Origin of the sequence: Edwardsiella anguillarum ET080813, from assembly GCF_000264765.2 — a bacterium.
GTDB lineage: Bacteria > Pseudomonadota > Gammaproteobacteria > Enterobacterales > Enterobacteriaceae > Edwardsiella > Edwardsiella anguillarum.
In genome coordinates this window covers 1,788,692-1,812,577 of the sequence record NZ_CP006664.1, presented here as the reverse complement: position 1 = coordinate 1,812,577, position 23,886 = coordinate 1,788,692, and the positions used below count along the sequence as shown (strand labels likewise).

24 protein-coding genes and 1 riboswitch are annotated in these 23,886 nt (G+C 60.6%); of the genes, 13 read left to right on the top strand and 11 right to left on the bottom strand.

The annotated features are described in order from the left end of the window. Positions 1-30: 30 nt before the first annotated feature. The 3 genes from coaBC (at position 31) to slmA (ending at position 2,386) form a co-directional block, all read left to right on the top strand. Positions 31-1,248: a bifunctional phosphopantothenoylcysteine decarboxylase/phosphopantothenate--cysteine ligase CoaBC gene (gene coaBC / locus ETEE_RS08155; protein ID WP_034164494.1), complete on the top strand. Its 1,218-nt coding sequence runs from the start codon at positions 31-33 to the stop codon at positions 1,246-1,248. Then, positions 1,226-1,684: a dUTP diphosphatase gene (gene dut / locus ETEE_RS08150; RefSeq protein WP_034164493.1), complete on the top strand. Its 459-nt coding sequence runs from the start codon at positions 1,226-1,228 to the stop codon at positions 1,682-1,684. Before coaBC ends, dut begins: the two co-directional genes overlap by 23 nt. Positions 1,685-1,789: 105 nt before the next feature. Continuing rightward, the gene (slmA, locus tag ETEE_RS08145) at positions 1,790-2,386 is read left to right on the top strand and encodes a nucleoid occlusion factor SlmA (protein WP_034164492.1); all 597 of its coding nucleotides are present in this window, start codon (positions 1,790-1,792) and stop codon (positions 2,384-2,386) included. 38 nt (positions 2,387-2,424) lie between these two features. On the opposite strand, the gene pyrE is transcribed toward slmA, so the two are convergent. Together pyrE and rph are read right to left on the bottom strand one after the other, a co-directional pair. Beyond that, positions 2,425-3,066: an orotate phosphoribosyltransferase gene (gene pyrE / locus ETEE_RS08140; protein WP_034164491.1), complete on the bottom strand. Its 642-nt coding sequence runs from the start codon at positions 3,064-3,066 to the stop codon at positions 2,425-2,427. Between the two features lie 83 nt (positions 3,067-3,149). Beyond that, entirely contained in the window at positions 3,150-3,866 is a 717-nt protein-coding gene (gene rph, locus ETEE_RS08135; RefSeq protein ID WP_015460655.1) for a ribonuclease PH, read from the bottom strand. Positions 3,867-3,998: 132 nt separating this feature from the next. On the opposite strand from rph, the gene ETEE_RS08130 reads away from it, so the two are divergent. The 7 genes from ETEE_RS08130 (at position 3,999) to recG (ending at position 11,771) form a co-directional block, all read left to right on the top strand. Further along, on the top strand, positions 3,999-4,862 hold the full coding sequence (locus ETEE_RS08130) for a YicC/YloC family endoribonuclease (protein ID WP_012846942.1): 864 nt from the start codon (positions 3,999-4,001) through the stop codon (positions 4,860-4,862). A gap of 320 nt (positions 4,863-5,182) precedes the next feature. Further along, on the top strand, positions 5,183-5,803 hold the full coding sequence (locus tag ETEE_RS08125; RefSeq protein ID WP_012846914.1) for a trimeric intracellular cation channel family protein: 621 nt from the start codon (positions 5,183-5,185) through the stop codon (positions 5,801-5,803). 120 nt (positions 5,804-5,923) lie between these two features. After that, positions 5,924-6,547, top strand: a complete 624-nt coding sequence (gmk, locus tag ETEE_RS08120; RefSeq protein WP_012846913.1) for a guanylate kinase — start codon at positions 5,924-5,926, stop codon at positions 6,545-6,547. Between the two features lie 54 nt (positions 6,548-6,601). Then, positions 6,602-6,877, top strand: a complete 276-nt coding sequence (gene rpoZ, locus ETEE_RS08115; protein WP_005291030.1) for a DNA-directed RNA polymerase subunit omega — start codon at positions 6,602-6,604, stop codon at positions 6,875-6,877. 19 nt (positions 6,878-6,896) lie between these two features. After that, positions 6,897-8,990, top strand: coding sequence for a bifunctional GTP diphosphokinase/guanosine-3',5'-bis pyrophosphate 3'-pyrophosphohydrolase (gene spoT, locus ETEE_RS08110; protein WP_012846912.1), 2,094 nt, complete (start codon positions 6,897-6,899; stop codon positions 8,988-8,990). A 5-nt stretch (positions 8,991-8,995) separates the two neighbouring features. Next, positions 8,996-9,688, top strand: coding sequence for a tRNA (guanosine(18)-2'-O)-methyltransferase TrmH (gene trmH, locus ETEE_RS08105; RefSeq protein ID WP_034164490.1), 693 nt, complete (start codon positions 8,996-8,998; stop codon positions 9,686-9,688). Position 9,689: 1 nt separating this feature from the next. Further along, positions 9,690-11,771 carry an ATP-dependent DNA helicase RecG gene (gene recG / locus ETEE_RS08100; protein WP_034164489.1) on the top strand — a complete coding sequence of 694 codons (2,082 nt, stop codon included), beginning with the start codon at positions 9,690-9,692 and terminating at the stop codon, positions 11,769-11,771. Positions 11,772-11,787: 16 nt separating this feature from the next. Here the strand turns inward: recG and gltS are convergent, their stop codons facing one another. Then, the gene (gltS, locus tag ETEE_RS08095; RefSeq protein WP_012846909.1) at positions 11,788-13,002 is read right to left on the bottom strand and encodes a sodium/glutamate symporter; all 1,215 of its coding nucleotides are present in this window, start codon (positions 13,000-13,002) and stop codon (positions 11,788-11,790) included. Between the two features lie 233 nt (positions 13,003-13,235). On the opposite strand from gltS, the gene ETEE_RS08090 reads away from it, so the two are divergent. Both ETEE_RS08090 and ETEE_RS08085 read left to right on the top strand, forming a co-directional pair. Beyond that, positions 13,236-14,639 (top strand): nucleobase:cation symporter-2 family protein, encoded by a 1,404-nt coding sequence (locus tag ETEE_RS08090; protein ID WP_034164488.1) that lies wholly within the window; start codon positions 13,236-13,238, stop codon positions 14,637-14,639. Positions 14,640-14,837: 198 nt separating this feature from the next. After that, positions 14,838-16,535 carry an AsmA family protein gene (locus tag ETEE_RS08085; RefSeq protein ID WP_034164487.1) on the top strand — a complete coding sequence of 566 codons (1,698 nt, stop codon included), beginning with the start codon at positions 14,838-14,840 and terminating at the stop codon, positions 16,533-16,535. Positions 16,536-16,557: 22 nt separating this feature from the next. Here the strand turns inward: ETEE_RS08085 and ETEE_RS08080 are convergent, their stop codons facing one another. The 4 genes from ETEE_RS08080 to ETEE_RS08065 all read right to left on the bottom strand — a co-directional run bounded on the left by ETEE_RS08080 (position 16,558) and on the right by ETEE_RS08065 (position 20,632). Further along, positions 16,558-17,133: a DcrB family lipoprotein gene (locus tag ETEE_RS08080; protein WP_034164486.1), complete on the bottom strand. Its 576-nt coding sequence runs from the start codon at positions 17,131-17,133 to the stop codon at positions 16,558-16,560. A 76-nt stretch (positions 17,134-17,209) separates the two neighbouring features. Then, on the bottom strand, positions 17,210-17,662 hold the full coding sequence (locus ETEE_RS08075; RefSeq protein WP_034164485.1) for a GNAT family N-acetyltransferase: 453 nt from the start codon (positions 17,660-17,662) through the stop codon (positions 17,210-17,212). 106 nt (positions 17,663-17,768) lie between these two features. After that, positions 17,769-19,781, bottom strand: coding sequence for a glycoside hydrolase family 3 protein (locus ETEE_RS08070; RefSeq protein WP_225865131.1), 2,013 nt, complete (start codon positions 19,779-19,781; stop codon positions 17,769-17,771). Between the two features lie 191 nt (positions 19,782-19,972). Then, positions 19,973-20,632, bottom strand: coding sequence for a 7-cyano-7-deazaguanine/7-aminomethyl-7-deazaguanine transporter (locus ETEE_RS08065; protein ID WP_034164483.1), 660 nt, complete (start codon positions 20,630-20,632; stop codon positions 19,973-19,975). 279 nt (positions 20,633-20,911) lie between these two features. On the opposite strand from ETEE_RS08065, the gene tusA reads away from it, so the two are divergent. Continuing rightward, positions 20,912-21,160 carry a sulfurtransferase TusA gene (gene tusA / locus ETEE_RS08060; protein ID WP_014524145.1) on the top strand — a complete coding sequence of 83 codons (249 nt, stop codon included), beginning with the start codon at positions 20,912-20,914 and terminating at the stop codon, positions 21,158-21,160. A gap of 38 nt (positions 21,161-21,198) precedes the next feature. Here tusA and ETEE_RS08055 read toward each other — a convergent pair whose 3' ends face one another. The 4 genes from ETEE_RS08055 to ETEE_RS08040 all read right to left on the bottom strand — a co-directional run bounded on the left by ETEE_RS08055 (position 21,199) and on the right by ETEE_RS08040 (position 23,792). Then, positions 21,199-21,858 carry an OmpA family lipoprotein gene (locus tag ETEE_RS08055; RefSeq protein ID WP_012846900.1) on the bottom strand — a complete coding sequence of 220 codons (660 nt, stop codon included), beginning with the start codon at positions 21,856-21,858 and terminating at the stop codon, positions 21,199-21,201. A 148-nt stretch (positions 21,859-22,006) separates the two neighbouring features. Beyond that, positions 22,007-22,552: a TMEM165/GDT1 family protein gene (locus ETEE_RS08050; protein ID WP_225865130.1), complete on the bottom strand. Its 546-nt coding sequence runs from the start codon at positions 22,550-22,552 to the stop codon at positions 22,007-22,009. A 91-nt stretch (positions 22,553-22,643) separates the two neighbouring features. Further along, positions 22,644-22,747: riboswitch (yybP-ykoY riboswitch) on the bottom strand. After that, complete coding sequence (locus tag ETEE_RS08045) at positions 22,727-23,233, bottom strand: N-acetyltransferase (RefSeq protein WP_034164481.1); 507 nt, start codon at positions 23,231-23,233, stop codon at positions 22,727-22,729. Its footprint overlaps the riboswitch before it by 21 nt. Continuing rightward, a complete protein-coding gene (locus ETEE_RS08040; RefSeq protein ID WP_034164480.1) occupies positions 23,193-23,792 on the bottom strand; it encodes a DNA-3-methyladenine glycosylase I in 600 nt (199 codons plus the stop codon). The genes ETEE_RS08045 and ETEE_RS08040 overlap by 41 nt, the downstream gene beginning before the upstream one ends. Positions 23,793-23,886: the final 94 nt, after the last annotated feature.

Genomic DNA, 23,886 nt, shown 5'->3' with positions numbered 1-23,886 from the left:
CAACCTTGGGCTTTCAACGGAACCAACACCATGACTGTACTTCGCGGCAAACGCATCCTGTTGGGCATCAGCGGCGGGATAGCCGCCTATAAGTGCCCGGAAATCGTACGTCGGCTGCGCGAGCGCGGCGCAGAGGTGCGCGTCGTCATGACCAAAGGGGCACAGGCCTTTATCACCCCCCTGACGCTGCAGGCCGTCTCAGGACATCCGGTTGCCGACGATCTGTTCGATCCGGCGGCCGAAGCCTCTATGGGGCACATCGCGCTGGGAAAATGGGCCGACCTGGTGCTCTTGGCCCCCGCAACGGCGGACCTGATGGCGCGCTTGGCCGCCGGAATGGCGGACGATCTGCTGGCAACCCTGTGTCTGGCCAGCGCAGCGCCTCTCGCCATCGCGCCGGCGATGAACCAGCAGATGTTCCGCGCCGCCGCCACGCAGGACAATCTGGCCACTCTGACGCAGCGCGGGGCGCTGATCTGGGGCCCAGACAGCGGAGAGCAGGCCTGCGGTGACGTCGGCCCAGGGCGCATGCTGGATCCGCTGACGCTGGTCAGCCTTACGGAGAAACATTTCAGCCAGAGCCAGGACCTAGCGGCCTACCGAGTGATCATCACCGCCGGCCCAACGCGCGAAGCGCTGGATCCGGTGCGTTTTATCAGTAACCACAGCTCCGGTAAAATGGGCTTTGCCATCGCTGAAGCCGCCGCCCGCCGCGGCGCACAGGTGACGCTGATCAGCGGGCCGGTCACCCTGCCAACCCCGCCAGGGGTAGCGCGTGTCGATGTGCAGAGCGCACTGGACATGCAGGCGGCCGTCGCCCAGCGCGCGCGTGATTGCGATATCTTCATCGCCTGCGCCGCCGTCGCCGACTACCGCGCGCAGCAGATCGCGCCAGAAAAGATGAAAAAGCAGCGGGGCGATATGCTGACGCTGACGCTGGTGAAAAATCCGGATATCGTCGCCGGCGTCGCCGCCATGACCGAAGCACGGCCGTTTGTGGTAGGATTTGCCGCTGAAACACAGAATGTGGAAGAATACGCCAGACAAAAGCTGGCGCGTAAAGGGCTCGACCTGATCTGCGCCAACGACGTTTCACAAGATGGGCAGGGTTTTAATAGCGATACCAATGCCTTACATCTTTTTTGGCCCCAGGGTGACAAACGGTTGCCGCTCAGCAGTAAATCCCGCCTGGGCTGCACCTTAATCAATGAGATCGTCAGACATTATGAAGAAAAAAATCGACGTTAAGATCCTCGACGCACGCATAGGTCAACAGTTTCCGCTGCCGACCTATGCCACCCCCGGCTCCGCCGGTCTGGATCTGCGTGCCTGCCTGGACAGCGCCGTCGTGCTCGCGCCGGGTGAAACCACCCTGCTGCCCACCGGGCTGGCTATTCACATTGCCGATCCGTCTCTGGCGGCGGTGATCCTGCCGCGCTCCGGCCTGGGCCACAAGCACGGTATCGTGCTGGGTAACCTGGTCGGGCTGATCGACTCCGACTACCAGGGACAGCTGATGATTTCCGTGTGGAACCGTGGGCAGACCCCCTTTACCATTGAGCCGGGTGAGCGCATTGCGCAGCTGGTGCTGGTACCGGTGGTGCAGGCCGACTTTAATCTGGTGGAATCCTTTGAGGACAGCGCGCGCGGCGACGGCGGCTTTGGCCACTCCGGTCGCCACTAATCCGCCGCACGCAACGCTATCAAGCCTAATCACCGTCGCACCCAGTTGCGGCGGTGTCTGTTGTGGGAAATCCGTTTTCGCCGTTTAGCAAGGGTCTTGTCAGGCATGGCAGAAAAAGAAAATACGAAAAGGAACCGTCGCGAAGAGATTTTACAGGCGCTGGCGCAGATGCTGGAGTCCAGCGACGGTAGTCAACGCATCACGACAGCAAAACTGGCGGCGAACGTCGGCGTTTCAGAAGCCGCACTCTATCGCCATTTTCCCAGTAAAACGCGGATGTTCGACAGTCTTATCGAGTTTATCGAGGACACGCTGACATCGCGCATCAATCTTATACTGCAGGATGAAAAAGACACCTTCAATCGGCTTCGTCTTATTCTGCTGCTGATCCTGGGCTTTGCCGAACGCAATCCTGGGTTAACCCGGATTATGACCGGCCATGCCCTGATGTTTGAGCAGGATCGCCTACAGGGGCGGATCAACCAGCTGTTCGAGCGCATTGAGGCCCAGCTTAGACAGGTCTTAAAAGAGCGCCGGCTGCGCGAAGGCAGCGGCTTTGAACACGACGAAACGCTGCTGGCCAGCCAGCTTCTGGCGTTTTGCGAAGGTATGCTATCGCGCTTCGTGCGGTCAGAGTTCCGCTACCGCCCCACGCAGGAGTTCGAGACACGCTGGCCACTCCTGGCCTGCCAGCTGCAGTGACTCCCAACGATGGCCGCCGGACGGCGGCCATCGGCAACTCACACCCCGTACCGGGCGCGATACGCCTTGACTGCCGCCAGATGCTGCGCCATCTCCGGCTGCTCTTCCAGATAGTGGATCAGATCGCCTAAGGTGATGATTGAAATCACCCGGCAGCCGTAGTCGCGCTCCACCTCCTGGATCGCCGACAGTTCGCCGCGGCCACGCTCCTGACGATCAAGAGAGATCAGCACGCCGGCCAGCGCCGCCCCGTTGGCCTGGATAATCGACATCGACTCGCGAATCGCGGTACCGGCAGTGATCACATCGTCCACCAGCATCACCCGCCCGGCCAGCGCACTGCCTACCAGCGTGCCGCCTTCACCGTGATCCTTGGCCTCTTTACGGTTAAAGCAGTAAGGCATATCCCGATCGTGGTGCTCAGCCAGGGCCACCGCCGTTGTGGTCGCAATCGGGATCCCTTTGTAGGCTGGCCCGAACAGCACGTCAAACGCAATCCCGCTGTCCACCAGGGCCTCCGCATAGAAACGCCCCAGCAGCGCCAGATCTCGCCCGGTGTTAAACAGGCCGGCGTTAAAGAAATAGGGGCTGGTGCGCCCGGACTTCAGCGTAAACTCGCCAAACTTTAGCACCTGCTTGCTGAGTGCGAATTCAATAAAACGGCGCTGATAGGCCTTCATACTTTTCTCCTTCAAAGTCTGTTAACGCGACGGATGCCCACCCCGCGGGCAAAAAAAAGGCGACTTATTCAGTCGCCTAAAAATCACTGCTCCAGCGCCGTCTTCTGCGCCTGGATAATCTGTCCTATGCCGTCTCTGGCCAGCGCCAGCAACGTCAAGAGCTCTTCATGGCTGAACGGTTCGCCTTCGGCGGTGCCCTGCACCTCGATCATCCGACCGTCCTCCATCATCACCACGTTCATATCGGTTTCCGCGGCGGAGTCTTCCACATACTCCAGATCGCACACCGCCTCGCCGGCCACGATCCCCACCGAAACGGCGGCCACCATGCCCTTCAGCGGGCTCTCCTTCAGCTTACCGGCGGCCACCAGCGCGCCCAGCGCATCGGCCAACGCCACACAGGCTCCGGTGATCGACGCCGTACGGGTTCCGCCGTCCGCCTGAATCACATCGCAGTCCAGGGTGATGGTAAACTCGCCCAGCTTCTTCAGATCTACCGCCGCCCGCAGCGAGCGAGCGATCAGCCGCTGGATCTCCATGGTACGGCCACCCTGCTTGCCCTTGGCCGCCTCGCGCGCCATGCGGCTATGGGTAGAACGCGGCAACATGCCGTATTCTGCGGTGACCCACCCCTGTCCCTGGCCTTTTAAAAAGCGCGGCACCCCTTCATCAACGCTGGCGGTACACAGCACTTTGGTATCGCCAAACTCCACCAGCACGGACCCTTCCGCATGCTTGGTATAGTGACGGGTCAAACGCAGTGGACGGATCTGTCCGGCAGCTCGGCCTTCAGGACGCATAAGCTCATCTCCGCAGGTAATTCAGTCATCGGCTGCGCATTATACGGCCTTCATCTGCTTATGCCTATCACGCAGGACGCCGCGGGGCTATAATCCCGACAACACACACCGTTTTAGTAATAGGCAGGCACTATGATCCGTAGCATGACCGCTTACGCCCGACGCGAAGTCAAGGGTAACTGGGGCAGCGCAGCCTGGGAGCTGCGCTCAGTAAACCAGCGCTATCTGGAAACCTATATCCGTCTTCCGGAGCAGTTCCGCAGTCTGGAGCCGGTGATCCGTGAGCGCCTGCGCACCCGCCTGACCCGTGGCAAGGTCGAGTGCAACCTGCGCTTCGAACTGGATCCGAGCGCCCAGAGCGCCTTGATCCTCAACGAAAGCCTGGCTAAACAGCTGGTCGATGCCGCTAACTGGGTCAAACTGCAGAGCGACGAGGGTGAAATCAACCCGCTGGACGTCCTGCGCTGGCCCGGTGTGATGGCGGCCGCCGAGCAGGATCTGGACGCCATCGGCAGCGAGCTGCTCGCCGCGCTGGACGGCACCATCGACGACTTTATCGACGCGCGCGAGCGTGAGGGCAGCGCCCTGAAGCAGCTGATCGAACAGCGTCTGGAGGCCGTATCCGCGGAGGTGGCCAAGGTGCGCAGCCGGATGCCGGAAATCCTGCAGTGGCAGCGCGAGCGTCTGGTCAGCAAGCTGGAGGAAGCCCAGGTACAGTTGGAAAACAACCGTCTGGAGCAGGAGCTGGTGCTGATGGCTCAGCGTATCGACGTGGCCGAAGAGCTGGATCGCCTGGATGCCCACGTGAAAGAAACCTACGTCATCCTGAAGAAGAAAGAGGCCGTCGGCCGCCGCCTGGACTTTATGATGCAGGAGTTCAACCGCGAGTCGAACACCCTGGCGTCCAAGTCGATCAACGCCGATATCACCGCCTCTGCCATTGAGCTGAAGGTGCTGATTGAGCAGATGCGCGAGCAGATCCAGAACATCGAGTAAGCGGCCGGCGGACGATGCGTCCGCCCCGCTGAAGCATGCTAAAAAGCCATTGTTGAAATGGCTTTTTTTCTATTGTGACCAACGCGCTGCCGCGGCCCACCTCCGGCGGCGTGGCTCACCCTCGCCAGTTAACCACTAAAAAAACTAATCTATATCAAATATAAAATACGCAATCAAAGCCACAAATAAGGCATATATACATTAGAAAAATTAATTCGAAACGGCATACCTTAGAAAAACTCAGTCGCGCAGCCCGCCCAGGCTGACTATCCTGCCCACTTTCGACCTCTTCCCTGGCTTTACGGACGAGCATACCCATTATGTTACTGAGCATTCTCTATATTGTCGGCATTACCGCAGAGGCGATGACCGGCGCGCTGGCGGCGGGACGTCGCCAAATGGACACCTTCGGGGTGATCATCATCGCTTCGGCCACCGCCATCGGCGGCGGCTCGGTACGCGATATGCTGCTGGGGCACTACCCGCTGAGCTGGGTCAAACACCCGGAAAACATTGTGATCGTCGCCTGTGCCGCCGTGCTGACCACCTGGGTGGCGCCGCTGATGTCGCATCTGCGTCGCCTATTTCTGCTGCTCGACGCCGTCGGCCTGATCGTCTTTTCCATCATCGGAGCCCAGGTCGCGCTGGAGATGGGGCATGGCCCTATCGTCGCGGTCATCGCCGCCGTCGTCACCGGGGTGTTCGGCGGCGTTCTGCGCGATCTGTTCTGCAATCAGATCCCCCTCGTCTTTCAGAAAGAGCTGTACGCAGGGATCTCGTTTGCCGCCGCCTGGCTCTATCTGGGACTGCTATACCTGCAGGTACCGCAGGATCTCACGGTGATCATCACCCTGGTGGCCGGCTTTAGCGCCCGTCTGCTGGCGCTGCGCTTCCATCTGAGCCTGCCGGTTTTCGACTATAAACAGCCGGAGCGCGAATAGTCCGAGCGGCGTGAAATCTGCGTCGGCGCAACGAGAGCGCTGCAACCGGCGGCGGAGCCGTGTATAATGAGCGGATATATTGCTATATTTCGCTCTTTTACACGCTGATAAGACATACACATGGTACAAGGTACGCTCTATATCGTTTCCGCGCCGAGCGGCGCTGGCAAATCCAGCCTGATCCAGGCCCTGCTGAAAACGCAGCCGACCTACGACTCCCGGGTTTCCGTCTCGCACACCACGCGCGCCAGCCGTCCGGGCGAACAGCACGGTGAGCATTACTACTTTGTCTCTGTGGACGAGTTCAAGGCAATGATCGCCCGCGATGATTTCCTGGAGCACGCCGAAGTTTTTGGCAACTACTATGGCACCTCGCGTCAGGCGATTGAAAAGGTTCTGGCGCAGGGGATCGATGTTTTCCTCGATATCGACTGGCAGGGCGCCCGCCAGGTGCGCAGCAAGATGCCGCAGGCCCGCAGCATCTTCATTCTGCCGCCGTCGCGCGAGGAGCTGGCGCGCCGTCTGCACGGCCGCGGCCAGGACAGCGATGACGTCATCGCCGGGCGTATGGCCAAGGCGGTCAGCGAAATGTCGCACTATAGTGAGTACGACTACCTCATCATCAACGACGACTTCGACGTCGCGCTGCAGGATCTGCGCACAATCATCCGCGCCGAACGCCTGCGCCGCGAGCGTCAGCAGCTGCGTCATGATGCTTTAATCAGCAAATTATTGGCAGACTGAGCCCAGTTTCAGTATCATGCCCAGTCATTTCTTCACCTGTGGAGTAGCACTTTTATGGCACGCGTAACTGTTCAAGACGCTGTAGAGAAAATTGGTAACCGTTTTGACCTGGTGTTGGTCGCAGCCCGTCGCGCGCGCCAGATGCAGACGGGCGGCAAAGAGCCGCTGGTTCCGGAAGAGAACGATAAGACCACGGTTATCGCCCTGCGCGAAATCGAAGAAGGTCTGATCAATAACCAGATCCTCGACGTGCGTGAGCGTCAGGAGCAGCAGGAGCAGGAAGCTGCCGAGCTGCAGGCGGTAACCGCCATTGCGGAAGGTCGTCGTTAATTAACCTCAAGGGCAGCCTTTGTATCTGTTTGAAAGTCTGAATCTCCTGATTCAAAAATACCTGCCGGAAGAGCAGATCAAACGCCTGAAGCAGGCCTATCTGGTCGCGCGCGATGCGCACGAGGGACAAACGCGCTCCAGCGGTGAGCCCTATATCACCCACCCGGTCGCGGTGGCCTGCATTCTGGCCGAAATGCGTCTCGACTATGAGACGCTGATGGCCGCCCTGTTACACGACGTCATCGAAGATACCCCCGCTACCTACCAGGATATGGAACAGCTGTTCGGCAAGAGCGTCGCCGAACTGGTGGAGGGGGTATCCAAGCTCGACAAGCTGAAGTTTCGCGATAAAAAAGAGGCCCAGGCGGAAAACTTCCGCAAGATGATCATGGCGATGGTGCAGGACATCCGCGTCATTCTGATCAAGCTGGCCGATCGCACCCACAATATGCGTACCCTGGGTTCGCTGCGTCCCGACAAACGTCGCCGCATCGCGCGTGAAACCCTGGAGATCTACAGCCCGCTGGCTCACCGCCTGGGTATTCATCACCTGAAAACCGAGCTGGAAGAGCTGGGCTTTGAGGCCCTGTATCCCAATCGTTACCGGGTGATCAAAGAGGTGGTGAAGGCCGCGCGCGGCAACCGCAAGGAGATGATCCAAAAAATCCTGGCGGAGATCGACGGGCGCCTGACCGAGGCCGGCATGGCCTGCCAGGTCAACGGCCGTGAGAAACACCTCTACTCCATCTACCGCAAGATGCACCTCAAAGAGCAGCGCTTCCACTCCATCATGGATATCTACGCCTTTCGCGTCATCGTCAAGGACGTGGATACCTGCTATCGGGTGCTCGGCCAGGTGCACAGTCTGTACAAACCGCGCCCGGGGCGGGTGAAGGATTACATCGCCATTCCCAAGGCTAACGGCTACCAGTCGCTGCACACCTCGCTGATCGGGCCGCACGGCGTGCCGGTCGAGGTACAGATCCGCACCGAAGATATGGATCAGATGGCCGAGATGGGGGTCGCCGCCCACTGGGCGTATAAAGAGGGCGAGTCGAGCACCACCGCCCAGATCCGTGCCCAGCGCTGGATGCAGAGCCTGCTGGAGCTGCAGCAGAGCGCCGGAAACTCCTTTGAATTCATCGAAAGCGTAAAGTCGGATCTGTTCCCCGACGAAATCTACGTTTTTACCCCCGAAGGGCGCATCGTCGAACTGCCGGCCGGCGCCACGCCGGTCGACTTCGCCTATGCGGTGCATACCGACATCGGCCACGCCTGCGTCGGCGCCCGCGTCGATCGCCAACCCTACCCGCTGTCTCAGGCCCTGAGCAGCGGCCAAACCATAGAAGTGATCACCGCGCCAGGCGCCAGACCCAACGCCGCCTGGCTGAACTTTGTGGTCAGCTCTAAGGCGCGGGCCAAGATCCGCCAAATGCTGAAAAACCTCAAGCGCGATGACTCCGTTAGCCTGGGGCGCCGCCTGTTGACCCACGCGCTGGGCAACGGCCGCAAGCTGGCCAGTATTCCTGCGCCCAACATCCAGCGCGAGCTGGAGCGCATGAAGCTGCAGTCGCTGGACGACCTCTTGGCGGAGATCGGGCTGGGCAACGCGATGAGCGTCGTGGTGGCGCGCAATCTGCTGGGTGAACAGGATACGCCGCCGGGCGGCCGTAAGCTGCCGATCAAGGGCGCCGATGGCGTGCTGCTGACCTTTGCCAAGTGCTGCCGCCCCATTCCTGGCGATCCGATCATCGCCCACGTCAGCCCCGGCAAAGGCCTGGTTATTCACCATGAGTCCTGCCGTAACATCCGCGGCTATCAGAAAGAGCCGGAAAAGTTCATGCCGGTGGAGTGGGATAAGGAAATCGATCAAGAGTTTATCGCCGAAATTAAGGTTGATATGTTCAACCACCAGGGGGCGCTGGCCAACCTGACGGCGGCGATCAACGCGACGGCCTCCAATATTCAGAGCATGAACACCGAAGAGAAAGACGGGCGCGTCTACTCCGTTTATATTCGCCTGACCACCCGCGATCGCGTGCATCTGGCCAATATCATGCGCAAAATCCGCATCATGCCGGATGTCATTAAAGTCACCCGAAACAGAAACTAACCGCCATGACCCCACAACGCTATGCGCGGATCTGTCAGATGATGGCGGCACGCCAGCCGGATCTGACGGTCTGCATGGAGCAGGTTCACAAACCGCACAACGTCTCCGCCGTGATCCGCACCGCAGACGCCGTCGGCGTCCATCAGGTCCACGCCGTCTGGCCGGGCAAAAGCATGCGCACCCTGGTCTCCACCGCCGCCGGCAGCAACAGCTGGGTCAGCGTTAAAACCCACCGAGATATTGCCACCGCCGTCGGCGAGCTGAAAGGTCAGGGCATGCAGATCCTGGCCACCAACCTCTCAGCCACCGCCGTTGATTTTCGCGAGATAGACTACACCCGACCGACCTGCATCCTGATGGGACAGGAAAAACGCGGCATCAGCGCCGAAGCATTGCAGCTGGCCGATCGCGATATCATCATTCCGATGGTCGGCATGGTGCAGTCGCTCAATGTCTCCGTCGCCAGCGCGCTGATCCTGTATGAGGCACAGCGTCAGCGCCAGCAGGCCGGCATGTATGGCCGCAGCCAGCCCTCTCTGAGCGAAGAGGAGCAGCAGCGCCTGCTGTGGGAAGGCGGCTATCCGGTCTTAGCCAGCGTCGCCCGGCGCAAGGGCCTGGCGCGTCCGCGCATCGGCGACGATGGGCAGATCGACGCCCCCCAGGCCTGGTGGGACGCCATGCAGGCCGCCCGGAGCTGATATGCAAGGCCAGCTGCTCGATGCCGTTCCGCTGACCTCGCTCTCCGGCGTCGGCGCCAGCCAGGCGGGAAAGCTGGCCAAGCTCGGGCTGGTCACCATACAGGATCTGTTGTTGCATCTACCGCTGCGCTACGAAGATCGCACCCGCCTGTATCGCATCGGTGAGCTGCAGCCCGGGATCACGGTGACGGTGGAGGGCGAGGTCCTGCGTACCGACGTCGCCTTTGGGCGCCGTCGCATGCTGACCAGCCAAATCAGCGATGGCTCAGGCCTGCTGACCCTGCGCTTTTTCAACTTCAGCGCCGCCATGAAGAATAGCCTCGCGCCGGGTAAACGGGTGCTGGCCTACGGCGAGATCAAGCGCGGACACCACGGCGCAGAGATAATCCATCCCGAATACCGTATACAGGGTGACGACGCCACACCGGCGCTGCAGGAGGCGCTGACGCCGGTCTATCCGACCACCGAAGGCGTCCGCCAGGCCACGCTGCGCAAGCTGAGCGATCAGGCGCTGGCGCTGCTCGATATCACCCCTATCCCGGAGCTGCTGCCCGATACCCTAAAGCAAGGACTCCTTAGCCTGCCCGATGCGCTGCGCACCCTGCACCGCCCACCGCCGGACATCCATCAAGAGGATCTGGCACAGGGGTGCCATCCCGCCCAGCGGCGCCTGATTCTGGAAGAGCTCCTGGCGCATCACCTCAGCATGCTGGCGGTGCGCGCCGGCAATCAGCGCCATCGCGCGCTAGCCTTGGCAACCGATGACCATCTCAAACACCGTTTTCTCGCGGCGCTACCCTTTACCCCCACCGCCGCCCAGCGGCGGGTACTGAGCGATATTGAGGCGGACATGGCCAAAAGCGTGCCGATGATGCGCCTGGTACAGGGCGACGTCGGCTGCGGTAAAACCCTGGTCGCCGCCCTGGCGGCGCTGCGCGCCATCGCCCATGGCCACCAGGTGGCGCTGATGGCGCCCACCGAGCTGCTGGCTGAACAGCATGCCGCCACCTTCCGCCAGTGGTTCGCCCCGCTGGGCTTAAGCGTTGGCTGGCTGGCCGGGAAACAGAAGGGCAAGGCGCGCCAGACACAGATGGCGGCCATTGCCGCCGGCGAGGTAAACATGGTGGTCGGGACCCACGCCCTGTTTCAGGAGCAGGTGCAGTTTGCCGGTCTGGCCCTGGTTATTATCGACGAGCAGCACCGCTTTGGGGTGCATCAGCGGCTGGCCCTGTGGGAAAAGGGCGAGGCGCAGGGGTTCCACCCGCACCAGCTGATCATGACCGCCACCCCGATCCCGCGCACCCTGGCGATGACCGCCTATGCCGATCTGGATACCTCGGTCATCGATGAGCTACCGCCGGGACGAACTCCGGTCACCACCGTGGCCATCGCCGATACTCGACGCCAGCAGATCCTGGATCGGGTACGGCACGCCTGTCTGGAGGAGAAGCGCCAGGCCTACTGGGTCTGCACCCTGATTGAAGAGTCCGATCTCCTGGAGGCCCAGGCGGCCGAAGCTACGGCTGAGGCCCTTATTCAGCAGCTTCCAGAGCTACGTATTGCGCTGGTGCATGGCCGGATGAAGGCGGCGGATAAACAGCGGGTCATGGCGCAATTCAAGGCGGGCGAGGTCGATCTGCTGGTGGCCACCACGGTGATCGAGGTCGGGGTCGATGTCCCTAACGCCAGCCTGATGATCATTGAAAACCCCGAGCGGCTGGGACTGGCGCAGCTGCACCAGCTGCGTGGACGCGTCGGGCGTGGTGCGATCGCCTCCCACTGTGTTTTGCTATACAAGGCGCCGCTGAGCCAGACGGCGCAGCGGCGCCTGCAGGTGCTGCGCGACAGCAATGATGGTTTTGTTATTGCCCAGCGCGATCTGGAGATCCGCGGCCCCGGCGAGATGTTGGGCACCCGCCAGACCGGCAACGCCGAATTCCGCGTCGCTGACCTGCTGCGCGATCAGGCACTGATACCCGAAGTCCAGCGTATCGCTCGCCATCTGCACAGCGCCTATCCACAGCACGCCCGCGCCCTGATCGAACGCTGGCTGCCCGCCGGCAGCCGCTACTCCAACGCCTGAGCTGCGCCGATCCGCCTTAGCCGATCGCCTGTGCAAACAGCGGCAGCATTAAATACAGCTTAATAATGATGGCGTTGGCAATATCGATAAAGAAGGCGCCGACCATCGGCACCACCAAGAACGCCAAATGGGAAGGGCCAAAGCGCTCGGTGATGGCCTGCATGTTGGCGATGGCCGTCGGCGTAGCGCCTAGCCCAAAACCACAGTGCCCCGCCGCCAGAACCGCCGCGTCGTAGTTCTTTCCCATCACCCGATAGGTGACGAAAATGGCGTACAGCGCCATCACCAGCGTCTGCACAGCCAGGATCGCCAGCATCGGCAACGCCAGCGAGGCCAGCTCCCACAACTTCAGGCTCATCAGCGCCATCGCCAGGAACAGCGACAGGCTGACGTTGCCCAATACCGAGACGGCGCGCTCGAACACCTGATAAAAGCCGATTTTTGACAGAGTATTGCTTAAGATAACCCCGACAAACAGCACGCAGACGAAGGTCGGCAGCTCCAGCGCCGAGCCGCGCAGCCACCCGGCGATCAGCTGGCCGACCGTCAGGCAGATGACGATCAGCGCCAGGGTTTCAATCAGCACCAGCGAGGTGATCATGCGCCCACTCTGCGGCTTCTCAAAGGCGCTGGGCACCGCGTTGTCATCCGGCGTGCCGTCCGGCGTCGAAGAGTGCTTAACCAGGTAGCGCGCGACCGGACCGCCGATCAGGCCGCCCAGCACCAGCCCGAAGGTCGCGCAGGCCATCGCCACTTCGGTCGCATTCTGAAAACCGTAGCGCTCAATAAACAGCTTGCTCCAGGCCGCGCCGGTACCGTGGCCGCCGGACAGCGTTATAGAGCCTGCCAACAGTCCCATCAGCGGATCCAGCCCCATCAGTTTCGCCATGCTGATCCCGATGGCGTTCTGTACGATCAGCAGCCCAACCACCACAAACAGGAAAATACTCAGCGCCTTGCCCCCGGCGCGTAGGCTGGCCAGGTTGGCATTCAGACCAATGGTGGCAAAGAAAGCCAGCATCAACGGATCCTTCAACGACATGTCGAAGTCGACTTCAAAACCGATGCTTTTTTTCAGGATTAGCAGGGCCAGGGCAACCAATAGCCCGCCGGCTACGGGTTCAGGAATGGTGTATTTGGTCAACAGAGGTATTTTTTGCACCATCTGGCGCCCCAACAGCAGCACCAGCGTCGCGGCAACCAACGTGCCATAAATATCCAAATGATACATTCAGGTACTCCATATAATTTTTATATTTCAGAAAGTTATATAATTTCACCGTTTTTTCGCAGCTCAGTAACCTGACAATTTAATGACAAAGGTTGTAGTGCGGCAAGCTTTTATCGAAAAAACTACGCGGAATAAAAGCCACAAAAAAGTGGCAACACACTCAACGCAAACGATTGCTTTTGTGGCAAAGATCATTAAAATGCGCCCATTGTTGATCCTGGATGCCCGCACACATGACCACTCAAACGACCGACCTCGATCCGATGGCCCAACCGGCTACGCCCCCGGCGACCAGCAGCGAACTGATCTATCGCCTGGATGACTGCCCGCCGCTGGCGCAGACCCTGTTTGCCGCCTGCCAACATCTGTTAGCGATGTTCGTCGCCGTCATCACCCCGGCCCTGTTGATCTGTCAGGCGCTCGGTCTGCCGGCGCAGGATACCCAGCACATCATCAGCATGTCGCTGTTCGCCTCTGGGCTCGCCTCCCTGCTCCAGATCAAAACCTGGGGCCCCGTCGGCTCTGGCCTGCTGTCGATTCAGGGCACCAGCTTTAACTTTGTCACGCCGCTGATCATGGGCGGTATGGCGCTAAAAAACGGCGGCGCCGATATTCCTACCATGATGGCGACGCTGTTTGGCACCCTGATGCTGGCCTCCTGCACAGAGATTATCCTGTCACGCTTCCTGCATCTGGCGCGCCGCATCATCACCCCGCTGGTCTCCGGCATCGTCGTGATGATCATCGGGCTGTCGCTGATCCAGGTCGGTCTGATCTCCATCGGCGGTGGCTATAGCGCAATGGGCGATCACAGCTTCGGCGCGCCGCGGAATCTGCTGCTGGCCGGGGCGGTGCTGCTGGTGATCATCCTGCTCAACCGCCAGCGCAATCCCTACCTGCGCGTCGCCTCGCTGGTGATCGCGATGGCCGTCGGCTATGGACTGGCCTGGCTGATGGACATGCTGCCGGCGTCCGCCGCACAGCCGAATACGGCGCCGCTGGTCACAATACCGACTCCGCTGTACTACGGCCTGGGGATCGACTGGAATCTGCTGATACCGCTGATGCTGGTGTTTATGGTGACCTCGCTGGAGACCATAGGAGATATCACCGCGACGTCGGATGTCTCAGAACAGCCGGTCTCTGGGCCGCTGTATATGAAGCGGCTGAAAGGGGGGGTACTGGCGAATGGCCTCAACTCGATGCTCTCCGCCGTCTTCAACACCTTCCCCAACTCCTGCTTCGGACAAAATAACGGCGTGATCCAGCTGACCGGCGTCGCCAGCCGCAAGGTCGGCTTCGTGGTCGCGCTGATGCTGGTCCTGCTCGGCCTATTCCCCGCCGTCGCCGGGTTTGTCCAGCACATACCCGAGCCGGTGCTCGGCGGCGCTACCATCGTGATGTTTGGCACCATCGCCGCCTCAGGGGTGCGTATCGTCTCGCGTGAGCCGCTTAACCGCCGCGCCATCATGATCATGGCGCTGTCGCTGGCCGTGGGACTGGGCGTATCGCAGCAGCCGGAAATCCTGCAGTTCGCCCCTCAATGGCTGAAAACCCTGCTCTCCTCCGGCATTGCGGCGGGCGGGATCACCGCTATCGTACTGAATCTGATTTTCCCGCACGAGACTCACCGCTGATCCCCGCTATGCGGGCTTGATAACAGGCCCGCTTTCGCCTTTCACGACGCTTTCCCTTGAGCCTCGGACATAATTACGGCATAAACTAGGCTGTGCCCGGTGAACGGGGCCAGATAGATCCCGCCCTTTGAGCGGCATCGATGCCCTCCTGGACACGGCCGCGTATGCCGCCCCGGAACACTGAAAGGACGAGTCACCATGAAAGTTATCGGGAAACTGCTGCTGGCGCTCTGCGTACTGATCCTGCTGGCGCTGGCGGCAGCCTATTTTATCGTACAGAGCCGCTGGGGGGCCCGCCAGATAAGCGACTGGGTCAACCAGCATACCCACTACCGCATCACGCTTAGCGCGCTGCAGCATACCCTGCGTCAGCCAACGGTGATACAGGTTAACGGATTCAGCCTGGCCTGCGCCGGTCAGCCCCCGCTGGTCCAGTCCGCGACGCTGCGCCTGACCTTCGGCTGGCAGCAACTGAGCGAGCCGCGCCACTTTAGCGCGATTGGCCTCAGCGGCGGCAAACTGACGCTGACGCAGGACGCTGTACCATCGCTCCCCATCAGCGCCGCCGCCCTGCGCCTGCACGATATGCAGATCCGCTGGCCCCACGCGGACTGGCCCCTGCAGGCCTCCGACGTAGACGGCGGCATCGTTCCCCTGCGTCCCGGCAGCGCCAAGGCCGACTTTCAGTTCAGCGCCGCGGCGCTGAGCATCGGCGATATTCCGGCCAAAAACGTACTGGTTCAGGGGGAGTATCGGGATCGTCAGCTGTGGCTGAATAACCTGGGCGCCGATGTGGCCAACGGGCAAATGACGGCGCAGGCGTTGCGCCAGGCCGATGGCACATGGCGTATCGACAGCCTGCGTCTGAGCCAGATCCACTGGCAAAGCCCACAGGCGCTGCGGCCGTTTCTACACGCGCTACAGCTCCTGCCGCCGTTGACGCTCGTCCGACTCGATCTGCTGGGCGCCAGCCTTGAGGGCAAGGACTGGGCACTGGGCGGGCTGGATGCCACCCTGCGCAATGTCTCTCTGACCGATGGCCATTGGCACAGCCAGCGGGGATCGCTGGCCTTCAACGCGACGGATATCGTGCTCGGGGCGGTGCATCTGAGCGATCCCCTGCTCAGCGCCGACCTCACGCCGCAGGGGATCACGCTGCGCCAGTTCAACACCCGCTGGAGCAATGCGCTGCTCCGCGCCAGCGGCGACTGGCAGCGTGACAGCGGCCATCTGACCCTCAACGATTTAGCCATCGTCGGCCTGGAGTACACGCTGCCCACCGCCTGGCGCACGCTGTGGCTGCGCCCGCTGCCCGCCTGGCTGCAGGAGATCACGCTGCAGCGTTTCTCTCTCAGCCGTACCCTGTTGGTCGATATTAACCCCGACTTTCCATTTCAGATAACGGCACTGGATGGCTTTGGTAGCCATGTCACCCTCGCCCGCCAGCGCCGCTGGGGGCTCTGGCATGGACAGATGCAGTTCAACGCCAGCGAGGCCACTTTTAATAAGGTGGATCTGCGCCGCCCGTCGGCAACGCTGCAGGCGGACAGCGGTACCGTCCGCGTCAGCGATCTCAGCGCGATTTCACAGAAGGGATTACTGGAGGCCAGCGCGACCCTGAGCCAGGGCGACAGCCTATTAACGCTGGCGCTCCACGGGCGCGGCGTACCGGTCAGTCAGCTGGATGCCTGGGGCTGGCCTGCGCTGACGGCGCTGCAGGGCGGCATTAATCTGCAGCTGACGCTACGCGCACCGCTGCAGGCCGGCACGCCGTTCCGCCAAGGCGTCGATGCGACGCTGCAGGCGCAGGACGGGCATGGACACACGCTGCATCAACGCATGGTCAGCGGACAGCTGGTCGCAGAGGCGCCACCGATCGCGGCGGAGAGCCGATAGCATATCGGCCCTCCGATTACGCTTATTGGGCAAAGGAGAGGGTATCGAGCACACCGTTGGCGATATTCGCCGCCTCTTGACGATTATCGCCCGGCAGGGAGATCTGCATGGTCATCAGCTGATCGCCGACCTGGGCGAGGATAATGCTGGAGTAGATGGCGTGACCGTTCGCCTGCTGCATACTCACGACCTTCTCAACCGCCTTTCCACCCAGCTTAACGCTCTCAGACGAGACCAGCTGCAGGCTGGCGTCGCGTGATTTCTGCTGGTCAATCAGGCGGGTCGACAGGGTATTCAGGTTATCCTGCGGCATCGGCGCCAGAATGACGATCACCGCCTGCTGCCCGGTTTTATTGGCATACACGGACATATTGTTGGTCTGTGAGCCCAGCTTGCTGGTCTGATCGCTCAGTCCCGCAGGCAGCGTAAAGCCAATCTTACCGTCCAACAGGCTGACTTTGGCCCCCGCCGGCACGCTGGGCTGAGTCGCGCTCGCCCCCTGCGCCGGTGCGTTGGTCTCCGCGGTGGAGCTGCCATCGCAGGCGGCCAGTCCGGTAACCAACAGCCCGACGCCGATCAACTTCACTAAATTACCCATGGAAATTCCTTATGTTGTCCGAAGGTCTAATTCCACATCGCACCCGATCGCGGAACAAAAAGCAAGTAACCGTATGTTACGCCGCATCTACACGCAGATCCCTGACCAGACGCAGACGATAGTCGACAACCTCGTCCTGAGGCTGCACCTGAATAATGTGATAGCCATTATTTATCAACATCACCAGCATCGCGGAAAAGCCGTTACGGGTTTTTACCTCAATACGCCGATACCCTTGATTTAACGCCCACGTCTGCTGCGCACGCAATAGGATTTGAGCGATTCCTTTCCGCCGCCATCCGGGTAAAACGCCGCCAAGCCAGCTGTAAAACGTCTGGTCATCCAGCGCATAACCCACCTTAAATCCCACGTCGCAGCCTCCGCTGCGGGCGATCAGGAGACAGGCCTGACGGCCGGCAAGACGCCGCTGTATATCCGCCAGCGAATGGCGCGGAACAAACTCCGGAATGGCTCGATACAGCGCCAAGATCGCGGCCGGAGTGGCCGAGTACAGCGTGATCGGTGTCATCGTGCGCCTCCTGTCGGGAGATAAAAGGAGAGCATAGCGTAAAACCCCGAAAAGGCGGAATCAGGGAAAAAATACCCTGCGCGCCGGGCACAGGGTAGACGGCAGCCTACTGATAGCGCAGGCCAAAGCCGTAGGGACGCCAGGTATCCAGGGCACGGTAGCCCGGCATATCGGAGAGTTGGTTAACGACCGCCTGCGCCCGATTAGGCAGCGCAAAGGGGAGGCGCCCCTGTGGATTAAAACGGCCGCTGAGCACATCCATCAACGCATGGTCGGAAACGCCAAATGTCGCCAGGATAGCGCCGGCACGATCCATTCCACTGGCGCGGTCTAGCACAAACGGCTGGCGATAGTTTATGGATAAAATCGTGTTGGCCGCCCCAACCCGCGCCATAATCGTCTGGATATCGGCCAGCGACGGCGTAATTTGCCACGTTTTAGCCCGTGCCATCGCGCTAAAGCCCAGATCATTCAGCTCATCTTCGGCGGCGCCGCCAAAGCGACGCGCCTCGACGTAGGGATTGCTGACCACCACACGAACGATCGCCCGCGTCGTCTGAGGCGGGATCGCGGGCAGCGCGCCGCCGCGCCGATCGCCGCTGATCACCCGAAACCCATACCCCTCAACAATCGCCTTATCCATCCCTACCACATATAGCGTCTGCGCGGGCTTCAGCGGTAATAGCGGCGCCCTATCGTCGCCATTTTTCAACAAGACGATAGACTTACGCTGCGCCAGCGAGGCCCGCGCCTGAAACGCCTTATTTCCCAGCGTCTGCGCGGCCCGTTCGGGATCGACATAGGCGTTTTCAAACAGCCCCAGCGTAAACTGCTCTTTCAGCAGCCGGGTGACCGCCAGATCGACCCGCTCCTGGCTGATTTTTCCCGCGCGAATCGTGTCATATACGATGGCATTGCTGTGATAGCCCGAAAGGACATCCGTCCCCGCATTGACCGCGATGGCAATCTGCTCCTGCTCCGGCAGGTGTTCAATGCCCCATGCGCGATCGCCGATAATCCCAGTATCGCTATTGACATATCCCTTGAATCCAAGCTGCTCACGCAGCAGCCCGGTGATGACGCCGGCCGAGAATGCCATACCGACGTCGTTTGGCGTCAGCGCCTGGCCGACGGGAATACCGTAGTAGGGCATGATAGCCGATACGCCGAGCTCAATGGCGGTAATAAAGGGCTTCAGATGATAGTGAAAATTCTGCCCGGCATAGTTCTGATTTTTCCCGTAGGCATAGTGGGGATCGCCGCCGTTCTCCTGCGGCCCCCCGCCGGGAAAATGTTTTACTGTCAGCGCGATACTGTCTCGGCCTAGCCGTTCGCCCTGCAGCCCCAGGATCAATTGGCGGGCAATGTCCGACATCAGATCGGCATCCTCGGTAAAGGTTTCATGAACGCGATACCAACGGGGCTCCGTCGCCAGATCCATCATGTAACCATACATGCCGCGAATACCGACGGCGCGCCACTCCTGGGCCATAATCCCGGCAAACTCACGGATAAGGGACATGTCTCGGGTTGCCGCCAGCCCCGCCTCTTTCGGCCAGGAGGAGAATGCGCCACTAATCACATTGATCCCCTCCCGAGCCTGGGGATCAATGTGATTGCGGGCGTTAGACTTAAATAGCGCCGGAATGCCGTGGGGGGTTCGCTCCGCCATCTCCTGGGCCCGATTTAGCGCCTCTGCCACCTCCCGGGGCGTCAGCTGATTGGTGCCGGACTGCGGCTGCGACACCACCGGATTACGGAAAATGAAGCGCGTCATATGCTGCTCACGGATTAACGCAGCCTCCTCCTGGGGGATCGCACCCTGCGGCGCCACCCGGAACGTATCGATCATCATCATGCCGGCCTTTTCCCGCAGCGTCATACGCGCGACCAGATCGGCGCTGCGCTGCTCCGCAGAAAGCCGCCAATCCTCATAGGGATCCAGGCGGCCATTGCCGTTAGCATCGCGAAAGGTGTATCCCTGAACATGCAGCAGCGGATGTACTCGGGAAACCACCGGCGGCTGCCCTGCTCCGGCGGAATACGCCGTCGCCGCGAACGGCGACAGCAGGGCGCATATCAATAGCAGGTATTTATACATCCGTGCAGATCTATACATAATATTCTCCTCAGAAAGATCTCTCCTGTGGAGGAACATAGCGCAGAAAAAAGCGAAATAAAATTATATATCATAATGATATATATGAATTTTTTATAGATTTGAGTTATCCGTTAGCGGCGGCGGTATCCCGAAACGACAACGGGGCACGCCTGCGCGCACCCCGTTTCGTCTCCCTCATCCCGCGTGAATCACGCCGGCGAGACCTGCCGCTGGCGAAACGCTATCCGCTTCAGCAGCATATTCAGCATAACGCCGTACATCGGCAAGAAGAAAACCATGCTAATCAACAATTTGAATGCATAATCCACCAGCGCAATCTCTACCCAGTGGGTTGCCATAAACGCGTCGCTGCTGCGGTAAAAGGCAATAAAGAAAAACGATAGCGTATCGCTGATGTTGCCAAACAGCGTTGAGGCGGTCGGTGCGACCCACCAGGCCCGCGTCTGCCGCAGGCGGTTAAACACATGCACATCCAGTATCTGCCCCAGCACATAGGCCATAAAGCTGGCACAGGCAATGCGCGCGACCATCAGGTTAACACTGCCCAGCGCGGCAAAGCCCTGCCACTGCCCCTGAAAAAATAGGGCGGAGACACAGTAGGAGATCAGCAGCGCTGGCACCATCACCGCCAAAATAATACGCCGAGCCAGCGGTGCGCCAAAGATACGCACGGTCAGATCCGTCGCCAAAAAGATAAACGGGAAGGTAAAGGCGCCCCAGGTGGTATGGAAACCGAACACGGTGATCGGCAGCTGCACCAGATAGTTGCTTGATGTGATAATCAAGACGTGGAAGAGAGACAGCCAACACAGGGCCGTAAACCGCTGCTGCGGTGTAAAACTAAACATCGATGTCACCTTTTTGGTTATTGGGGTGAGGGAACCCAAGAAAACGATCATCCTTAACGGATGCGGCGGCGATCATACCCGGCTCTCGCCACGATGCAACGGTTATTTTTCACGCAATCGTTAACGCCCTTTGCAGCCTGCGCAGCGCCGGGTACACTAGGGCGCGTCCCGTAACGGTGCGCGTCAGCGACGCGCACAGCCAATGACGGGATACGCCCTAGCGACGTTAGATTATTTATTCGTGCGACCGCCCTGAACGGCGCTATTCAGAGACCTGCCATGACCGATCTGTTCGCCAATCCGGACAAAACCCTAGACGCTCTGGGCCTGCGCTGCCCGGAGCCGGTAATGATGGTACGCAAGGCCGTACGCCATATGGCGGCGGGTGAAACCCTGCTGATCATCGCCGACGATCCGGCCACCACCCGCGATATTCCCGGCTTCTGCCGTTTTATGGATCACGCCCTGCTGGCGCAGGAGATCGAGCAGACGCCCTACCGCTATCTGCTGCGCAAAGGCGGCGCCTGAGCTGCCCGACCAGGCCGGGCACCCCATGGCTGAGCCCCTTACAGCGGGCTAAGCGTGATTTCCACGCGGCGGTTTTGTGCTTTCCCCGCGGCAGTGCTGTTCGTTGCAATCGGGTTCGCCGGCCCCATACCAATGGTGCGAATGCGTCCCGCGGACACGCCCTGCACGATCAGCGCGCTGGCAACGCTGTCGGCGCGCTGCTGTGACAGGCGCATGTTCAGATCGCGGCTACCGGTGCTATCGGTATAGCCCACGACGTTAACCGCTGTTTTCTGGTACTCCTTCAGCACCATCGCCACCCCGGTCAGCGTATTGGCACCGGCCGGCTTCAGATTGCTGCTATTCGAATCAAAGGTCACGTTATTCGGCATATTCAGGACAATGTTATCGCCCTGACGGGTGACGCTCACCCCGGTACCGCGCATCTTGTCGCGCAGCTTCGCCTCTTGTACATCCATGTAATAACCGATGCCGCCGCCCAGCGCCGCACCCGCCGCCGCGCCGATCAGCGCCCCCTTACCACGATCGCTCTTAGAAGAGGAGAGTGCGCCCACGCCGGCGCCCAGCAGGGCACCCAAGCCGGCGCCGACGCCGGACTTCCCAGCCTGAGACTCACCGGTATAGGGATTGGTGGTACATCCGGATAGGATCAGCGCCGCACTGATCAGGCCTGCGATGCAAAAACGGCTTTTTTTCATGAATAAACCTCAATGTCGATAAATGTCCCCGCTCCCGGGGACGTCAAGATAGCGTGATGCGTGATGCGCGGCACCTGCCGCGGTCGCGCTGCCCCCGTCTGACCGGCTCGGTGGGCATTGGTTCAGTATGAGTGGAGCAAAAATCACGTCACAGGATAAGGGTAACAACTCCTAAAATCGCAAACAGCAGGGAAGAAAGTTGCCTTCCCCAGCCGCTCTTCAGGTAGGGCTGCAGCCGAGCACCGAACCACAGCATCGGCGCATTGGCCAGCACCATCCCTAGCGTCGACCCCAGGACGACCCAGGTAATATGCTGATAGTGCGCGCCCAGCAGGACGGTCGCAATCTGGGTCTTATCGCCAATCTCGGCCAGAAAGAACACCACCAGCGACGTCCAGAAGGGATGCCCCCCGCGGATCTCACCGTCATCTTTATCGGGAAACAGTACCCACACGGCCATGGCCAAGAAGCCCGCCGCCACCATCCAGCGCATAATCTGCGGACTGAGAAACTGAGTGACCAGCTCCCCTATCAGGGCAGCAAAGTAGTGGTTAACCAGCGTTGCCAGAATAATTGCCAACAGGATCAGGAAAGGCTTACCAAAGCGCGCTACCAGCAGCAGCGTCAAAAGCTGAGTTTTATCGCCGATTTCAGCCAGGGCGACGGAGCTCATCGAAGTAAGAATAATGGACACAGCGGAACATATACCGGGGTGAGTCTCATAGACACATGGCGCGACCAAGCCCTCACCCCGGAGTGCGCCTTGGCCGGCCACAGGTCTCGTCAACCCATCTCGTGACGGGCGCTGACGCCATGATGATAACACCAAGTTTGTTGACGTCAGCGTCGGCGCTGGCGCACCGACAGACTACTCCCCCATGACGGAAGAGCGCGCAGTGTAATCAAGACGCTCGCTTTTCTCAAGCACCGCCCCACGCTGCCACAGCAGCGTGGCCACCGCCTGGCCTGTCTGCGCCTGAATCTGCCTGTCGATGCAGTGGAACCCCTGTCGGCGGTAAAAAGCCTGCGCCCGCCGGTTGGCACAGTACGCCTCCAGCAGCAGCCAGGGATGGTGGCGTTTAGCGTGATGCATCAGACGCTGTGCCACGCCGCGTCCGCGGTAGCGCCGCGCCACGAACAGCGCACCGAGCAGATGGCCAGGCAATATGCAGATAAAACCGCCGATCCGTCCACGGTCGGTCGCCAGCCACGTCTGCCCCTCCGGCAGATAGGCATCGCGCACCCACGGCAGGCTGGCGCGCCAGTAGCCGGGCGGTATCGACGGGTGAGCCTGGATCGTCAGCTTCAGCCACAACGCCAGCAGCGCCGACGTATCAGCGGGCCTGGCCGGATGCAGATACAGGGGATGCATCATGGTACAGACAGCAGCCTGGCATATGGTCATTCACCATCCCACAGGCCTGCATGAAGGCGTAGCAGATCGTGGTGCCGACAAAGGTAAAACCGCGCTGCTTCAGCGCGCGGGCCAGGGCATCAGAAACCGACGTGTGGGTCAGCGCCTGCCATCCGCCCTCCGGCGGCGCCAGCGGTGCCCCGCCGACGAACGACCAGATAAAGGCCGAAAACGCCTCGCCGCGCTGCGCCATCGCCAGCAGGGCCCGGGCATTGGTGACGATCGCCTCCAGCTTGCGCCGGTTGCGGATCAGCCCCTGGTCCAACAGCAGGTCAGCGATATCCTCTGCCGTCATCGCCGCCACCTTGGCGGGATCAAAATCATGGAAAGCCTGCCGGTAACGCTGACGCTTTTTCAGCACCGTCAGCCAGGAGAGCCCGGCCTGCTGCCCCTCCAGACACAGCAGTTCGAACAGCGCCCGCCCGTCATAGAGCGGCCTACCCCACTCATGATCGTGATAGGCGAGATACAGCGGATCGGCCGAAACCCAGGCACAGCGCTGCAGCATGTGGTCGTCCATACGTTCTCCCGATAACAGTCTTCAGCGCATCATACCCTGTCAGTGCATCCGCGCCCGGCGCTGATGCGATATTTTGCACGTAAAATCCGCAATA

What these genes read in the sequence shown, in the direction of transcription:
- coaBC (WP_034164494.1), top strand. Translation starts at nt 31, where the DNA reads ATGACTGTACTTCGCGGCAAACGCATCCTGTTGGGCATCAGCGGCGGG.
- dut (WP_034164493.1), top strand. Translation starts at nt 1,226, where the DNA reads ATGAAGAAAAAAATCGACGTTAAGATCCTCGACGCACGCATAGGTCAA.
- slmA (WP_034164492.1), top strand. Translation starts at nt 1,790, where the DNA reads ATGGCAGAAAAAGAAAATACGAAAAGGAACCGTCGCGAAGAGATTTTA.
- pyrE (WP_034164491.1), bottom strand. Translation starts at nt 3,066, where the DNA reads ATGAAGGCCTATCAGCGCCGTTTTATTGAATTCGCACTCAGCAAGCAG.
- rph (WP_015460655.1), bottom strand. Translation starts at nt 3,866, where the DNA reads ATGCGTCCTGAAGGCCGAGCTGCCGGACAGATCCGTCCACTGCGTTTG.
- ETEE_RS08130 (WP_012846942.1), top strand. Translation starts at nt 3,999, where the DNA reads ATGATCCGTAGCATGACCGCTTACGCCCGACGCGAAGTCAAGGGTAAC.
- ETEE_RS08125 (WP_012846914.1), top strand. Translation starts at nt 5,183, where the DNA reads ATGTTACTGAGCATTCTCTATATTGTCGGCATTACCGCAGAGGCGATG.
- gmk (WP_012846913.1), top strand. Translation starts at nt 5,924, where the DNA reads ATGGTACAAGGTACGCTCTATATCGTTTCCGCGCCGAGCGGCGCTGGC.
- rpoZ (WP_005291030.1), top strand. Translation starts at nt 6,602, where the DNA reads ATGGCACGCGTAACTGTTCAAGACGCTGTAGAGAAAATTGGTAACCGT.
- trmH (WP_034164490.1), top strand. Translation starts at nt 8,996, where the DNA reads ATGACCCCACAACGCTATGCGCGGATCTGTCAGATGATGGCGGCACGC.
- recG (WP_034164489.1), top strand. Translation starts at nt 9,690, where the DNA reads ATGCAAGGCCAGCTGCTCGATGCCGTTCCGCTGACCTCGCTCTCCGGC.
- gltS (WP_012846909.1), bottom strand. Translation starts at nt 13,002, where the DNA reads ATGTATCATTTGGATATTTATGGCACGTTGGTTGCCGCGACGCTGGTG.
- ETEE_RS08090 (WP_034164488.1), top strand. Translation starts at nt 13,236, where the DNA reads ATGACCACTCAAACGACCGACCTCGATCCGATGGCCCAACCGGCTACG.
- ETEE_RS08085 (WP_034164487.1), top strand. Translation starts at nt 14,838, where the DNA reads ATGAAAGTTATCGGGAAACTGCTGCTGGCGCTCTGCGTACTGATCCTG.
- ETEE_RS08080 (WP_034164486.1), bottom strand. Translation starts at nt 17,133, where the DNA reads ATGGGTAATTTAGTGAAGTTGATCGGCGTCGGGCTGTTGGTTACCGGA.
- ETEE_RS08075 (WP_034164485.1), bottom strand. Translation starts at nt 17,662, where the DNA reads ATGACACCGATCACGCTGTACTCGGCCACTCCGGCCGCGATCTTGGCG.
- ETEE_RS08070 (WP_225865131.1), bottom strand. Translation starts at nt 19,781, where the DNA reads ATGTATAGATCTGCACGGATGTATAAATACCTGCTATTGATATGCGCC.
- ETEE_RS08065 (WP_034164483.1), bottom strand. Translation starts at nt 20,632, where the DNA reads ATGTTTAGTTTTACACCGCAGCAGCGGTTTACGGCCCTGTGTTGGCTG.
- tusA (WP_014524145.1), top strand. Translation starts at nt 20,912, where the DNA reads ATGACCGATCTGTTCGCCAATCCGGACAAAACCCTAGACGCTCTGGGC.
- ETEE_RS08055 (WP_012846900.1), bottom strand. Translation starts at nt 21,858, where the DNA reads ATGAAAAAAAGCCGTTTTTGCATCGCAGGCCTGATCAGTGCGGCGCTG.
- ETEE_RS08045 (WP_034164481.1), bottom strand. Translation starts at nt 23,233, where the DNA reads ATGATGCATCCCCTGTATCTGCATCCGGCCAGGCCCGCTGATACGTCG.
- ETEE_RS08040 (WP_034164480.1), bottom strand. Translation starts at nt 23,792, where the DNA reads ATGGACGACCACATGCTGCAGCGCTGTGCCTGGGTTTCGGCCGATCCG.